The following is a 12,951-nucleotide window of genomic DNA, read 5'->3' on the forward strand; positions in this document are numbered from 1 at the left end:
GAATTAGTTTCTCAGCGGCTTGCCTGTAGTCAGGATGCTCTGGATGCGCTCCAGTGTCTTGCGCTCACCTGTCAACGACAGGAACGCCTCACGCTCCAGGTCCAGCAGGTACTGCTCGCTCACCTCCGTTGGGGCAGACAAATCACCGCCGCACATCACGTAAGCCAGTTTCTGAGATATCTTCAGGTCATGGGCAGACATATAGCGGCCCGTAAACATGGCGTTCGCACCTGTCAGGAACATACCTAGTGCACCTTTACCCTGCACCTTCACGTTGGTGCGCTGCACTGGCTTCGTGTAACCCGCATCAGCCATAAGTATAGCCTGTGCCTTGGCATCGGCTATCAAACGGTTGCTGTTGATCGTGATGCCGTCGCTCTTGCGCATATAGCCTAAGTCTACTGCCTCTTTAGCTGAAGTAGAAACCTTAGCCATACCAATGTTCAGGAACACGTTCTTCAGGTCGTTGTACTCAATGTCGCCGTCGGCATACATATCGGCTGCACGAAGCGTCATCTCTTTTGTACCGCCACCGCCTGGTATCAGGCCTACACCAAACTCTACCAAGCCCATGTAAGTCTCGGCAGATGCCTGGATGTGGTCGCAATGCAGGTTCAGCTCACAGCCGCCGCCCAGGGTAAGGCCATGCGGAGCACCTACTACCGGTATACCCGAATAGCGCATGCGCATCATGGTGTTCTGGAACTGGCGGATGATCATGTTCAGCTCATCGTAATCCTGATCCAGCGCATACATGTAGATAAGGCCAACGTTGGCTCCGGCAGAGAAATTAGCGGCATCGTTGCCCACTACCATGCCACGGAAATCTTTCTCAGCGAGATCAATACCTTTGTTCAGGGCCATGATCACATCGCCGCCAATAGTATTCATCTTGGTATGGAACTCCACGTTCAGGATACCGTCACCTAAGTCAATAAGGGAGGCTCCGCTGTTTTTCCAGACAACCTTGTTCTCACGCAGGTTGTTGAGGATGATAAAGTTCTCGGCACCTGGTATGGCTTTGTATTCTTTTGTGTTGATGTCGTAGTAGCGGCGTGTGCCGTTTTCTACGATGTAGAAGGACTCCTTGCCATTGTTCAGCATTTCTTCCACCCAGGCAGCAGGCTTATAGCCGGCTTCTGTCATACGCTGCACACCTTCGCGGGCACCGATGGCATCCCAGTACTCAAACGGACCAAGCTCCCAGCCAAAGCCGGCACGCAGGGCATCGTCGATGCGGTACAGTTCATCGGAGATTTCCGGAATACGGTTAGAAACGTACTGGAACAGGCCGAACAGCGTCTCGTTGAAGAACTGTGCTGCCTTATCAGACTGGCCGGAGAAAACTTTGATGCGCTTCTTCAGATCATCGATTGGCTTCAGCACCTCCAGGCTCTGGAACTTCACCTTCTGCTTCGGCCCGTACTCCATCGTGTTCAGGTCCAGCGTCAGTATCTCGGTTTTGCCTTTGGCGTCTTTGGTCTTTTTGTAGAAGCCCTGGCCGGTTTTATCACCCAGCCACTTGTTCTCCACCATCTGCTGCACATAGCCCGGAATCTGGAACAGGTCGCGCGACTCATCGTTCTCGCCGGACTGGTACAAGCCGTTGGCTACATTTACAGTGGTATCCAGACCAACTACGTCCAGCGTGCGGAACGTGGCAGACTTCGGACGACCAACAATAGGACCCGTGATTTTATCCACTTCATCTATGGTCAGACCTGTTTTCTCCATAGCCTTCAGCGTCTGCATGATGCCATAGATACCCACACGGTTTGCGATAAAGGCAGGCGTATCTTTTGCTAATACGGTAGTCTTACCCAAGTATAAATCACCGTAGTGCATCAGGAAGTCTACTACCTCACTGTCTGTCTCTGGTGTAGGTATAATCTCCAGCAGTTTCAGGTAGCGCGGCGGGTTAAAGAAGTGCGTACCGCAGAAGTGCTTCTTAAAATCGTCGGAGCGACCTTCCAGCATCAGGTGGATTGGAATGCCCGATGTATTAGAGGAAATAAGTGTACCCGGCTTGCGGTGTTGCTCCACCTGGTCGTACACGATTTTCTTTACTTTCAGATTCTCCACTACCACCTCAATGGTCCAGTCGGCGGTGGCGATGTCCTTCATATCATCTTCGAAGTTACCTGTTGTGATCAGGCTTGCATCGGACTTGCGGTAAAGCGGCGACGGGTTGGAGTTAATAGCTGCCTGCAGGTGCCCGTTTACCAGGCGGTTGCGTACGGCTTTGCTTTCCAGCGTCAGGCCTTTTTTCTCTTCGTCAGGTGTTAGCTCTTTCGGCACGATGTCGAGCAGCAGCACCTGCACCCCGATATTAGCAAAGTGACAGGCAATTCTGGAGCCCATCACTCCGGAGCCTAGCACCGCTACTTTCTTAATTATTCTTTTCATAGAATAGCTATAGTTGTCTATGGGTTAAAATATTTCCTTGTTTTCGATCATTCCCTGTATGCGCTCGCATACTTTAAAAAACACATCCAGGTCTTTCTGCGGTATCTCCTCGCGCACCTTCAGGTTAAATTGCTTTACCGTTTGCCGCGACACTTCCTTTTTCTCCAGCCCTTTTTCCGTCAGGAAAATGCGCACCAGGCGCTTGTCGCTGGGGTCCGACACCTTATAGATAAGTCCTTGCTCTTCCATGCTTTTCAGGATGCGGGTGAGGCTGCGCGCCTCCAGCCCAAGCAGGGATGCTATTTTGGTGGCGGGGGTGCCTTTCTGTTGGTCTACATTCAACAGTACAAACCCAATGGAGGTTGTAATATCGTTCTGAACGGCCTCAGCGTTGTACATGCGGGAGATGGCATGCCAACATACTTTAAAGTGATAGTCTACTGTTTCTTCCGGCTTCATCATCTGTACTGGTGTATACCAAATATAACAAATAATGTTATGCTTGCATACCTTTTCTGACATTTTTTTTATTTCCCCTCCAGGTACAGCCGCAGGAGGTAATGTTATAAGAGGTACAGATATAGTTATACTATAATCCGGCGGATGGGATTTACTATCCTCCCAGAAAGTTCGGCAAGGGCACAAAAAAGTCCTTGCCGTTGAGGGATAGGGCCTTAAGCAGCAGATTTCTGCCTCTAGAGCAGCAGGTAAAGGGCGCTTATACTTACAGTTAAGAGGCTTCATAACTGTGGCAGCAGGCAAGCCTCCCGTCCGAAACTAATGCCAGTTCTTTTGCTGCAGTGGCAGCGCAGGAAACAGGCGGGGCAAACGCAGCAGCCGGCAAAGCTTCCGGAGAACCAGGAAGCGGCGGTTTATATAGTAGTGGGGTACGAGCAAAAAAAATCCCCCTGGGATGTTCCTGCAACTGGCGCAGGAGCTTCCCAGGGAGATAAACCAGCTTCACGAAACGCGGTTACCAGCGTTCGCCCTACATGGCCGTTAATACATACTCTCGATCACGTCGTGGTAGTTCTCCTTGATGACCTTGCGCTTCACCTTCAGGGTTGGCGTCAGTTCCCCGCTCTCTACCGTCCACATATTCGGGATAAGCGTGAACTTCTTGATGGTTTCGTACTGCGCCAGCCCTTCGTTGGTCTTCTCTACCTCGCGCTGGAACTTCTCAAGCACCTCTGGGTGCTTAATCATCTCCACATCCGAAGTATACTTAATGCCCTTGTGGGTAGCCCAGTCCTGCAAACCGACGAACGATGGGACGATGAGCGCAGAGGCGTACTTGCGGCCCTCGCCGACAATCATCACCTGCTCTATCACCACCGACTCCTTTAGCTTGTTCTCGATTGGCTGCGGCGCCACATACTTCCCGCCCGACGTTTTAAACATCTCCTTCTTGCGGTCTGTGATCTTGAGGTACTTGCCCTCTACCATTTCGCCGATATCACCGGTGTGGAACCAGCCGTCCTTATCGATCGCTTCATCCGTCAGGTCCGGCTTTTTGTAGTAGCCTTTCATCACATGCGGGCCGCGGGTCAGTATTTCGCCGTCTTCAGCGATTTTGATCTCCACGCCATCAATCGCCATACCCACTGTGCCGATCATGTTGTTCTCGGGCTCATAGCGGTTAACCGAAATCACCGGAGACGTTTCTGTAAGCCCGTAGCCTTCCATCACGCGGATATGGGCAGACCAGAACACGCGGGCCAGGCGCGGCTGCAGAGCCGCCCCGCCTGATACGATGGCAATGACATTGCCGCCCAGGGCCTCGCGCCACTTGCTGAATATGATCTTGTTCGCCAGGTCAAGTTGCTTGTTATACCACCAGCCCTGGTCCTTTTGGGTATCGTACTTCAAACCAAGCTCCAGCGCCCAGAAAAACAGCCGGCGCTTCACGCCTGTCAGTTCCATACCGGTCGCCACAATCTTGTCGTACACCTTCTCCAGCAGGCGCGGCACCGTGGTAAACACGTGCGGCTTCACCTCCTTCAGGTTCTCGGCGACTTTCTCGATACTCTCGGCATAGTAGATAGACACACCGGCTCTGAAGTACAGATACAGCAGCATGCGCTCAAAAATGTGGCAAAGCGGCAGGAAGCTCAGCGCACGGTGGTTCTGGTTAACAGGCACGTAAGGGAAGGCTCCCTCAAAGTTGCTCACCAGGTTGCGGTGCGTCAGCATAACGCCTTTCGGGTTACCGGTGGTGCCGGAAGTGTAGATAATCGTCAGCACGTCGTCGGGCTGCACAGCGGCCTTCAGCGGCTCCAGTTGCTGCACGTCCTCGCCTTTGCCCAGTTCCAGCACCTCTGACCAGTGCTTGGCTCCCTGTATTTTGTCAAACGTGTAGATTTCCTTGATGCCTTCCATGCCCTCGGTAGCCGCCACCACCTTGTTGTACAGGCTGGCATCGGCAACAAAAATCACCTTTACCTCGGCATCGTTAAAAATATAGCGGTAATCTTCTTCTGTTATAGTCGGGTACATCGGCACGCTGATGGCGCCGATCTGCTGAATGCCAAAATCCGCAAAAACCCACTCCGGCCGGTTAAAGGAAATAATGGCTACTTTATCGTCTTTCCCTAAGCCCAGTTTCAGCAAGCCCAGGCTCAGTTGGTTTGCGTACTCCTGCACTTGCTGGGTGCTGTGCTTTTGCCAGGTACCGTTTACTTTGGCAGCCAAACAGTCAGCCTTCGGAAACTGCTGCAGCTGAAGGGGCAAAAGGTCTAAAGTTCGGGTTATGTTCATGGTGTGTGTGTTAGACAAGTGTGATACGTATAGATAGCTGCCGGAAAAGGTAAAAAAGAGGAGTAGACCACCTCTTGTTGGTGCATTTTAATTATTTTTTTTGAATTCTGCCATGGTGGTCCTTAATAATATTTCTCATGTCTTATATTTATACCTTCATACTTACGGCCATAACCGCTTAAACGGTTAAGTACAGCTGCTAAGTAAGGAGCAAGTTAAGCTAACCCGAGAAAGCCACTATGAACCTGTCTATATTTTTTGAGCCGCTAAACGAAGACATATTTGCCCCGCTGAACAAACCGCGCACGCTGGGCTCCTATATTTCGCGCTTCGTCAGCAAGTTCCCCGACTGGCGCTCCGCCGACATCGCCATCCTGGGCGTGAACGAGACCAGGGGCCGCAACAGCGAGGAGCAAAGCGAGCCCAGCACCACCGAGGCCCCGGCCCGCCTGGTGCGCCGCAAACTCTACAGCCTGAACAAAGGCTCCGGCCGCTGCCAGCTGGTGGACCTGGGCAACCTGCGCCCCGGCATTACGCTCGAGGACACCTACCTGCGCCTGAAGGAGATTGTGGAAGTGCTCATCTCCCACAACACCATCCCGGTCATCATCGGCGGTTCGCAAGACCTGGAGTACGGGCAGTTTATGGGCTACGAGCACCTGGACCGCGTGGTGAACATGGTTACCGTGGACAGCAGCGTGGACATGACCGAGGACACCCTCGCCCCGCCTAATAAAAAGCAGCTGCGCCAGATTCTCATGCACGAGCCCAACTACCTTTTCAGCCTCGGGCAGATCGGCTACCAGTCGTACCTGGTGGAGCCGGAGGTGATGGGCACCTTCGAAAAAATGCACTTTGAGGCCTACCGGGTGGGCGAGGTGCACCGCAATGTGCAGGAGATGGAGCCGGTGGTGCGCGTGGCGGACCTGCTAACGTTCGACATATCGGCCATCCGCCACCAGGACGCGCCGGCCTGCGAGCCCGTTAACCCCTTTGGCCTGACCGGAGAGGAGGCCTGCCAGATCTGCTGGTACGCGGGGCTGAACGATACGCTAACCTCTTTGGGCATCTATGAGTATAACCCTGAGCTGGACGAGCGCGAGCTAACCGCCATGACGGTGGCGACCATGATCTGGTACTTCGTAGAAGGCTTCTATCACCGCAAAAACGAAACAAACTTCAGCAGCAAGCACTTCACAAAGTATGCTGTGGCCTTTGCCGAGGACAACCCCGACCGCATGATCTTCTACAAAAGCAAGAACAGTGAGAAATGGTGGCTGGAGGTGGAGCCGCTCAGCTCTGAGAAGGGCAGCCGCATTGTGCCCTGCAGCTACGAAGATTACCTGCAGGCCACCAAGGGCGAGGTGCCCAACCGTTGGATACTGACCCAGGCGCGGATCGGGTAACGTGAAAAATCTGTAGTTTTGGAAATTGCAGGGCCGTGCAGCGGCGCCCCATGCCGGGGTAAAGCTGCTGTTTGCGCCCTGCCGTAACATACCAAAGCTGTTAACCTATGGCATTACCAGAGTACACCCTGCAGCAGCTGGCGCTGCGAAACGGGCAGGATCGCGAGGAGATTTGGGTGGCGTACCTTGGGGTGATTTACGATGTAAGGAAGTCCAGGCTGTGGCGCGACGGCAAGCATTATGAGCACTGGGCGGGGCAAGACCTGACGGAAGAATTACAGGATGCACCGCACAATGCCAACGTTTTTGATAAATTTGAGGCCGTGGGCCTCGTGAAGAATTCGGTTTACCTGCCCCGGCAGGAGTAAGAAGCCTTCGGAATAAAGTCGTATATTGGGACTACGCTTAAGATCGAACTTAAATCAAACTACTTATACACCATGATATTAATAGCTGATAGCGGCTCAACAAAGACAGACTGGCGCATGATTACTGCCGACAGTGTGCTGGGCCAGGCACAGACGGCCGGGTTTAACCCGATGTACCAGGAGGCGGACGAGATTTACAAAGAACTGCACGACGTACTACTGCCACAGCTAAACGAGGAGCAGCCAACGGCTATCTATTACTACGGAGCGGGATGCAGTTCTCAGGAGCGCAACAAGCGCGTGGAGGATGCCCTGCGCATTGCCTTCCCCGCAAGCGAGATACACGTGGACCACGACCTGCTGAGCGCAGCACGCGCGCTGTGCGGCCACAAGCCGGGCATTGCCTGCATCCTGGGCACGGGGTCCAACACCTGCCTGTATGACGGTGCCGTAATAACAGACAACGTACCGTCGCTGGGCTTTTTGCTGGGCGACGAGGGCAGCGGCGCCTTTATGGGTAAGCTGCTGATAAAGGCCTACCTGTACCGTGAGCTTCCGGAAGACCTGGCGCTGTCGCTGAAGAACACCTACAACCTCACCAAGGACGGCATCCTGGATACCCTGTACAACTCCTCCATCCCGAGCCGCTACATGGCCACGTTCGCCAAGTTTATGCACGAGAAGCAGAAGCACCCCGTCATCCATGGCATGATCTACGAGAACTTCTCTGAGTTCTTCGAGCGCCACGTAGTAAAGTACCCGGGCCATCAAACACTGCCGGTAAATTTTGTGGGCTCCATCGCCTACTACTTCGGCGACATCCTGAGACAGGTGGCCAAAAAGTACGGGCTCCACGTGGAAACCATTATCCAAAGCCCGAGCGAAGGCCTGATCAAGTACCACCAGGAACTGCTACAGTCTTTCGGCGCTCCTAAATAACAGCGGCCCTGGCAAACCTGAACCGCAGGTGCTCCTGTACGTCGGGTTTGCTGTTACCGTATTCATCATTCATAACTCATAATTCCTTAACGTGTCTACTACCGAATCTGCATCTAACTACGACGGCCTGGACAAAATGAGCGTGCGCGAGCTGCTCGAAAACATCAACCGGGAAGATAAAACCGTACCACTGGCTGTTGAAAAAGCCATCCCACAGATAGAAAAACTGGTTAACGCCACCGTGGAACGCCTCCAGCAGGGCGGCCGCCTGTTCTACATCGGTGCCGGCACCAGTGGCCGCCTGGGCATTGTGGACGCCTCTGAGTGCCCTCCTACCTATGGCGTACCGCACGGCATGGTGGTAGGCATTATGGCTGGCGGCGATGTGGCCATCCGTAAGGCGGTGGAGTTTGCGGAAGACGACCCGGAGCAGGCCTGGAAAGACCTGCAGGAGCATAACATCAATGAGAAGGACATCGTGGTGGGCATCGCTGCCTCGGGCCGCACGCCATATGTTATCGGAGGGCTGAACGCCTGCCGCGAGCGCGGTATCGCGACGGGGTGCGTTGTCTGCAACGCCGGTAGTGCCGTGGCCGCCGCCGCCGAGTTTCCGGTGGAGGTGGTAACAGGGCCTGAATTTGTGACGGGCAGCACCCGCATGAAGGCCGGCACCGGGCAGAAGCTGGCGCTGAACATGCTGACCACCTCCACAATGATAAAGCTGGGCCGCGTAAAAGGCAACAAGATGGTAGACATGCAGCTCTCGAACCACAAGCTGGTGGATCGGGGCACGCGCATGGTGATGGAAGAGCTGGAGATAGGCCGGGAAGAGGCGGGAGCCCTGCTCCAAAAGTATGGCAGCGTGCGCGCCGCCGTAGACGCTTTCCGGAACGGGAATGAGCACCAGGTGCTGTAAACCGCAACCAAGACAATAAGCAGAAAGAGCCGGAGCGACAAACTCCGGCTCTTTTTATACTTGCATACTCACATTGCTGCGCTATTCTGCCAGGGTCAGCCCATCCAGCAGCACTTTCGCCGCCTCGTTGCTTGGCACCTGAAAGTTTGCCACAGACCAGGTGTAGTTTAGTTTAAAGCGATCGTCGGCGGCATTGTGCCTGATTTTGCGCTGGTATTCCCACAGCGGCTCCAGCCCCAGCTCCTGCCGGCGTGCATCAATGCGCTGCAACTCTTCCTCCTCCAGCTTCCTGACCAGGAAGTCCCCCAGCTTTTTCATTTCCTCGCTTTCGGAGCATTTCGTGCAGTTGACACGCACATAGGCGCGGGAGCCGTACTTGTTGCGCCCGGCCTGCTGGTCCAGCAGGTAGGCAACGGGCTGCGGCGCGATGCGCCCCTGCTGCACGGCCTTGGTGAGCACGTCGGAAAAGTCGTAGCCTTTGCGGGCCAGCGTTTGCCGCACAATCACGATACTAAAGCGGGGCAGCTGCTCCAGCGTGTCGGCCACTCCTATCTGATCCTCGCCGGGGTACCCGTACGTTTCGATCCAGTCGAGCAGCTTCGCTGTGTTGGCAACCTCTATCTGCTTAATCGTGTCGCCGTGCACACGCCAGCCGCCTTCGGCCTCTCTAAAGTACTGGTCGCGGGCGTACAGTTCGTCCAGGTCGGCGCGGAGCTCCTGGTTAAAGCGCTCGTCGTACTTTCGGCGGCGCTTGGGGTACTTGCGCGCAAACTTGCGCCAGTGCCTGGTGGTCCGCAGCGAGTCGAACACCGGCTGCCGCTCCAGGTACTCCAGGCTTACCCCCTTCTTTACCAGCCCCTCCAGGTACCGGAACGTTTCCTTCCGCTCATGCAGCAGCAGCGCTGTAACAGCGGCGTTATAGTAATCGCGGGCAAACGGGGAGGGCACGGAGGCAAAGGCTTGCTTGTACGCCTCCAGCGCCTGCTGATAGTCCTTCTCTACAATGCGCAGCTCCGCCTGGTTTATCACCGGGTGGTATACGCGGGTATAGTCCGGCACCTCCTGCCCCAAAGCGGTGTGCCGGAAAAAGGAAAGCAGAAAGAGCAGTGGTAAACAGTGAAATAGTGTTTTAACAGGCATAATACGAATAAAGGGTGTGTTGCATAGCCAGAAGCGCAGCGCCTGCCTACCGCTAGCGCAGCCAGTCGATAGCCGTGTCGCGCTCATCCAGCTTAAATAATTTCATGTTGGTGTCGGAGGCCGCGCCCTCCCCGCCTTGCGCCTTCTGCAGCCAGTCTTCGTGGCCGGCGATGGCTACCTTGCTAAACTTGCCGTGGTACTTCACGCCGTGCCGCAGCTCTTCCCACATGCCTGCGGGCGTGGTGCCGTTCGGGTGCAGCACCTCCAGGTACAGCCGCAGATCGCGGTTCTGCTGCACGTGCTCCTCCAGCAGGTGGTCTATGGTGTGGTAGTCTGACGAGGTGAGCTGGCCGATGGTGGCGAGCCCCACCACATGGTCCGGCATTGCCTCCAGCACCGCAATACCGGGGTTACCGGCATTGGCGGCGGGTTGCTTGAGCCACGCCAGCGCCTGCTCCTTGTCGGCCATGCCAAAGGCCCTTACCTCAAAGTGGGGCGTCAGGAAGTTGGCCAGCCTCGACTGCTTCTTCACCCAGGCCTTGTCTGTTACAATGGCATAGCGGGCTATTTTGCCCCAGTTGTTAAACCGTAGCTTCAGCGTATCGAAAAAAGACTGTACGCTATCCCAGTCACCGAAGTTCTCGAACACAAAGTACAGGGACACGCTGTCAGCGCGGCTGGCTTTTTCCTCCATCTCATGCACCAGTGCGCGCATTCCCGAATCGTCAATGTAATGCTGCAGATGGAAGCCTGCGATATTTTCTTCCTCAAAATGAACTGTCGAAATCATACTTCCCGGAAAGATTAGGTTTGTCTTAACTACTGCACCTGCACTGCAGCCAAGCCGGCTGGCTCTTATTTCAGGCAATGCCTTTTCTTTCAATACCGCAGCAAGCCAAGAACTGTTTCCTGCTTCAGGACTTATACTACAAATTTGCCTGGGCTGGCCACTTTTTATATCATATTTTTGTTAAAACCCTGCCCGCCTGGACCGAAGAAAAAGATGCCGCGCAGCTTAACTTTGCAGCAGCCTCAGCAGTAAATGTGACGAGCCCCTGCGGCTGAACCTGACGATACACTTATGCACACGATTGAACCATACTATAACTGGATTGAGAAGTACTCTGCCACCGAGGACCCGCGCTCGCCGCTCTACGGTGCCGAGAACAGCCTCTCGCAGTACACCCACACCATCTACGGCTACTATATCCACCCGCAGTGGGACGACATAGACTCTGAAACGCTCTTCCTGAAGATACTTTACACCGACTATGAGCTGGGCTTTAGCGTGATTGAGTTTATCGGGGAGTGGAACGACGCCCTGAACAATGATATCATGCAGCTCAAGCGCAATATCATTGATCCCATGGTTGAGGAGGGCATCAAGCATTTCATCCTGATCGGGGAGAATGTCTTCAATTTCCACGGGTCCGACGACTCCTACTACGAAGAGTGGTTTGAGGATATAGAGGAAGGCTGGGTGGCAGCCCTGGGCTTTCAGGACTTTGTGCTGAGCGAAATGAAGAACTATAACCTGGACTACTACATCAACTACGGCGGCAACCTGGACGATATCCACTGGCGCACCTTTACCCCAAAGCGCCTCTTTGGCCTCGTAAACAGCCTGATCCAGAAGCGGCTGGGGCCGTAGGCCTGGGGCACTAAAGTATAAAAGGGCCTGCGCTGTACAGCGCAGGCCCTTTTATACTTTAGTGCTAGTTTATACTACTAGCGGTCGATTTCCTCTTCAACCTCCTCCGCGGCGTCTTCCGCGGCATCGCCAACGTCTTCGGCCACATCCTCTACTTCGTCGGCACCCTCTTCCACAGTGTTTTCGGAGGAGGCGCAGGCCCCGAGGCTAAACAAGCCTGCGGCAGCCAGGGCATAAAAAACTTTTCTCATCGTCTTGATCTGGTTAAAAAAAGCGTAGTTACTCTACTACAGTAGTATCTACTTCTTCTGCAACTGCTTCGTTGTATTCCTGCATCTCTTCGCGCAGTTCTCCTCTTTCTTCAGCTACATCATTTAAATCACCTTCGGCGCGTTCATCCACTACGTCTTCGGCCTCTTCCACTACATCTGCCCGCTCCTCGGCAGGAGAGTCGCAGGAGGTTGCAAAGGAGAACGTAGCCATGGTAAATAACATAAAGATTAGTTTCTTCATAACATGTATAGTTTTGATTAACAATTCCTTTCGGTATTTCCTTGTGCCGCTACCGTGCAGCCTGTCTGTGTTTAACTTGTTTCAACGTAACGAGCCGCAGCAGGTTAAGCAAGCTCCCTCCGGCGTGCGCTGTGCTGCTTTTTTTGCCGGGCCTGCTCCTTTGCGGCTGTCAGTCCCAACGGAGCCAGCAGCGGTTGAGTTTTACACAGCCCGCCGCTGCAGTGCCGGAAGCTTACTCAATCACAGCGGAGGTGTCTTCCAGCTCCTCCTCCATGTCCTCCATCTCGTCGGCTCTTTCTTCAGCCCTGTCTTCCATTTCTTCTACGGCTTCGTCTCTCTCCTCGGCTCTTTCTTCGGCAGGAGAGTCGCAGGCGGCAAACCCGATGAGGCTGGTAAGGGCAAAGGCGTACATTAGTTTCTTCATGGTCTTCTGGTTTTAGTGACTGTTCAACCCACGGCCGGCACAGCATGCTGCCCCGGCCGTGGCTAAAAACCTTACGGCAGTACCAGAACATAGTTGGAGAAAAATATATAAAAGCAGAAAGGCACCCTTTGGGGGTGCCTTTCTGATATCCCGGCCATGCGCCGGGTGGTTTTACAGTTGCTTACTACAGCGCAGCAGCAGCTGAATCAACTGTAGCTACAGTTGTGTCAGCCTCAAGTGCAGTAGAGTCTTCTACAACTGGAGCCTCTTCTACTACAGTTTCTTCTGTAACTTCAGCTTCAGTAGTTGCTTCTTCAGCATTGTTGCAAGATGCGAAAGCGAAAAGACCAGCAACGAAAAGTAAACCAAATACTTTTTTCATGATTTGTGATTTTTTAAATGAGGCGCAAATATACCACTATATATGAATC

General features: G+C 54.0%; 14 protein-coding genes. 5 read left to right on the plus strand and 9 right to left on the minus strand.

Annotated features, from left to right (window positions below; genetic code table 11):
* Nucleotides 1-3: 3 nt before the first annotated feature.
* From CA264_RS15100 to CA264_RS15110, 3 genes are all read right to left on the minus strand, one after another.
* Nucleotides 4-2,406 carry a 3-hydroxyacyl-CoA dehydrogenase/enoyl-CoA hydratase family protein gene (locus CA264_RS15100; RefSeq protein WP_025608222.1) on the minus strand — a complete coding sequence of 801 codons (2,403 nt, stop codon included), beginning with the start codon at nucleotides 2,404-2,406 and terminating at the stop codon, nucleotides 4-6.
* Between the two features lie 24 nt (nucleotides 2,407-2,430).
* Nucleotides 2,431-2,865: a MarR family winged helix-turn-helix transcriptional regulator gene (locus CA264_RS15105; RefSeq protein ID WP_025608223.1), complete on the minus strand. Its 435-nt coding sequence runs from the start codon at nucleotides 2,863-2,865 to the stop codon at nucleotides 2,431-2,433.
* A 540-nt stretch (nucleotides 2,866-3,405) separates the two neighbouring features.
* Entirely contained in the window at nucleotides 3,406-5,163 is a 1,758-nt protein-coding gene (locus CA264_RS15110) for an AMP-dependent synthetase/ligase (RefSeq protein ID WP_025608224.1), read from the minus strand.
* A 239-nt stretch (nucleotides 5,164-5,402) separates the two neighbouring features.
* Between CA264_RS15110 and CA264_RS15115 the strand changes: the two genes are divergently transcribed.
* The 4 genes from CA264_RS15115 to murQ all read left to right on the plus strand — a co-directional run bounded on the left by CA264_RS15115 (nucleotide 5,403) and on the right by murQ (nucleotide 8,792).
* Entirely contained in the window at nucleotides 5,403-6,569 is a 1,167-nt protein-coding gene (locus CA264_RS15115) for a formimidoylglutamase (RefSeq protein ID WP_025608225.1), read from the plus strand.
* Nucleotides 6,570-6,676: 107 nt separating this feature from the next.
* On the plus strand, nucleotides 6,677-6,937 hold the full coding sequence (locus tag CA264_RS15120) for a cytochrome b5 domain-containing protein (protein ID WP_025608226.1): 261 nt from the start codon (nucleotides 6,677-6,679) through the stop codon (nucleotides 6,935-6,937).
* A gap of 72 nt (nucleotides 6,938-7,009) precedes the next feature.
* Nucleotides 7,010-7,876 carry a hypothetical protein gene (locus CA264_RS15125; RefSeq protein WP_025608227.1) on the plus strand — a complete coding sequence of 289 codons (867 nt, stop codon included), beginning with the start codon at nucleotides 7,010-7,012 and terminating at the stop codon, nucleotides 7,874-7,876.
* Between the two features lie 91 nt (nucleotides 7,877-7,967).
* Nucleotides 7,968-8,792, plus strand: a complete 825-nt coding sequence (gene murQ, locus CA264_RS15130) for an N-acetylmuramic acid 6-phosphate etherase (RefSeq protein ID WP_025608228.1) — start codon at nucleotides 7,968-7,970, stop codon at nucleotides 8,790-8,792.
* 81 nt (nucleotides 8,793-8,873) lie between these two features.
* On the opposite strand, the gene CA264_RS15135 is transcribed toward murQ, so the two are convergent.
* Together CA264_RS15135 and CA264_RS15140 are read right to left on the minus strand one after the other, a co-directional pair.
* Nucleotides 8,874-9,932, minus strand: a complete 1,059-nt coding sequence (locus tag CA264_RS15135; protein ID WP_025608229.1) for a hypothetical protein — start codon at nucleotides 9,930-9,932, stop codon at nucleotides 8,874-8,876.
* A gap of 52 nt (nucleotides 9,933-9,984) precedes the next feature.
* On the minus strand, nucleotides 9,985-10,722 hold the full coding sequence (locus tag CA264_RS15140; protein ID WP_025608230.1) for a SpoIIAA family protein: 738 nt from the start codon (nucleotides 10,720-10,722) through the stop codon (nucleotides 9,985-9,987).
* Between the two features lie 291 nt (nucleotides 10,723-11,013).
* On the opposite strand from CA264_RS15140, the gene CA264_RS15150 reads away from it, so the two are divergent.
* Nucleotides 11,014-11,583, plus strand: coding sequence for a hypothetical protein (locus tag CA264_RS15150; protein ID WP_025608232.1), 570 nt, complete (start codon nucleotides 11,014-11,016; stop codon nucleotides 11,581-11,583).
* A gap of 77 nt (nucleotides 11,584-11,660) precedes the next feature.
* Here CA264_RS15150 and CA264_RS21885 read toward each other — a convergent pair whose 3' ends face one another.
* From CA264_RS21885 to CA264_RS15165, 4 genes are all read right to left on the minus strand, one after another.
* Nucleotides 11,661-11,834 carry a hypothetical protein gene (locus CA264_RS21885; RefSeq protein WP_157593711.1) on the minus strand — a complete coding sequence of 58 codons (174 nt, stop codon included), beginning with the start codon at nucleotides 11,832-11,834 and terminating at the stop codon, nucleotides 11,661-11,663.
* A 28-nt stretch (nucleotides 11,835-11,862) separates the two neighbouring features.
* Nucleotides 11,863-12,096 carry a hypothetical protein gene (locus CA264_RS15155; protein ID WP_025608233.1) on the minus strand — a complete coding sequence of 78 codons (234 nt, stop codon included), beginning with the start codon at nucleotides 12,094-12,096 and terminating at the stop codon, nucleotides 11,863-11,865.
* A 232-nt stretch (nucleotides 12,097-12,328) separates the two neighbouring features.
* Entirely contained in the window at nucleotides 12,329-12,520 is a 192-nt protein-coding gene (locus CA264_RS15160; RefSeq protein WP_025608234.1) for a hypothetical protein, read from the minus strand.
* Nucleotides 12,521-12,704: 184 nt separating this feature from the next.
* Complete coding sequence (locus tag CA264_RS15165; RefSeq protein WP_025608235.1) at nucleotides 12,705-12,902, minus strand: hypothetical protein; 198 nt, start codon at nucleotides 12,900-12,902, stop codon at nucleotides 12,705-12,707.
* Nucleotides 12,903-12,951: the final 49 nt, after the last annotated feature.

The sequence above is a fragment of the Pontibacter actiniarum genome (assembly GCF_003585765.1).
Lineage (GTDB): Bacteria > Bacteroidota > Bacteroidia > Cytophagales > Hymenobacteraceae > Pontibacter > Pontibacter actiniarum.

Bases quoted from the DNA above. Each gene is read 5' to 3' on its own strand.
- CA264_RS15100 (WP_025608222.1), bottom strand. From the start codon at position 2,406: ATGAAAAGAATAATTAAGAAAGTAGCGGTGCTAGGCTCCGGAGTGATG.
- CA264_RS15105 (WP_025608223.1), bottom strand. From the start codon at position 2,865: ATGAAGCCGGAAGAAACAGTAGACTATCACTTTAAAGTATGTTGGCAT.
- CA264_RS15110 (WP_025608224.1), bottom strand. From the start codon at position 5,163: ATGAACATAACCCGAACTTTAGACCTTTTGCCCCTTCAGCTGCAGCAG.
- CA264_RS15115 (WP_025608225.1), top strand. From the start codon at position 5,403: ATGAACCTGTCTATATTTTTTGAGCCGCTAAACGAAGACATATTTGCC.
- CA264_RS15120 (WP_025608226.1), top strand. From the start codon at position 6,677: ATGGCATTACCAGAGTACACCCTGCAGCAGCTGGCGCTGCGAAACGGG.
- CA264_RS15125 (WP_025608227.1), top strand. From the start codon at position 7,010: ATGATATTAATAGCTGATAGCGGCTCAACAAAGACAGACTGGCGCATG.
- CA264_RS15135 (WP_025608229.1), bottom strand. From the start codon at position 9,932: ATGCCTGTTAAAACACTATTTCACTGTTTACCACTGCTCTTTCTGCTT.
- CA264_RS15140 (WP_025608230.1), bottom strand. From the start codon at position 10,722: ATGATTTCGACAGTTCATTTTGAGGAAGAAAATATCGCAGGCTTCCAT.
- CA264_RS15150 (WP_025608232.1), top strand. From the start codon at position 11,014: ATGCACACGATTGAACCATACTATAACTGGATTGAGAAGTACTCTGCC.
- CA264_RS21885 (WP_157593711.1), bottom strand. From the start codon at position 11,834: ATGAGAAAAGTTTTTTATGCCCTGGCTGCCGCAGGCTTGTTTAGCCTC.
- CA264_RS15155 (WP_025608233.1), bottom strand. From the start codon at position 12,096: ATGAAGAAACTAATCTTTATGTTATTTACCATGGCTACGTTCTCCTTT.
- CA264_RS15160 (WP_025608234.1), bottom strand. From the start codon at position 12,520: ATGAAGAAACTAATGTACGCCTTTGCCCTTACCAGCCTCATCGGGTTT.
- CA264_RS15165 (WP_025608235.1), bottom strand. From the start codon at position 12,902: ATGAAAAAAGTATTTGGTTTACTTTTCGTTGCTGGTCTTTTCGCTTTC.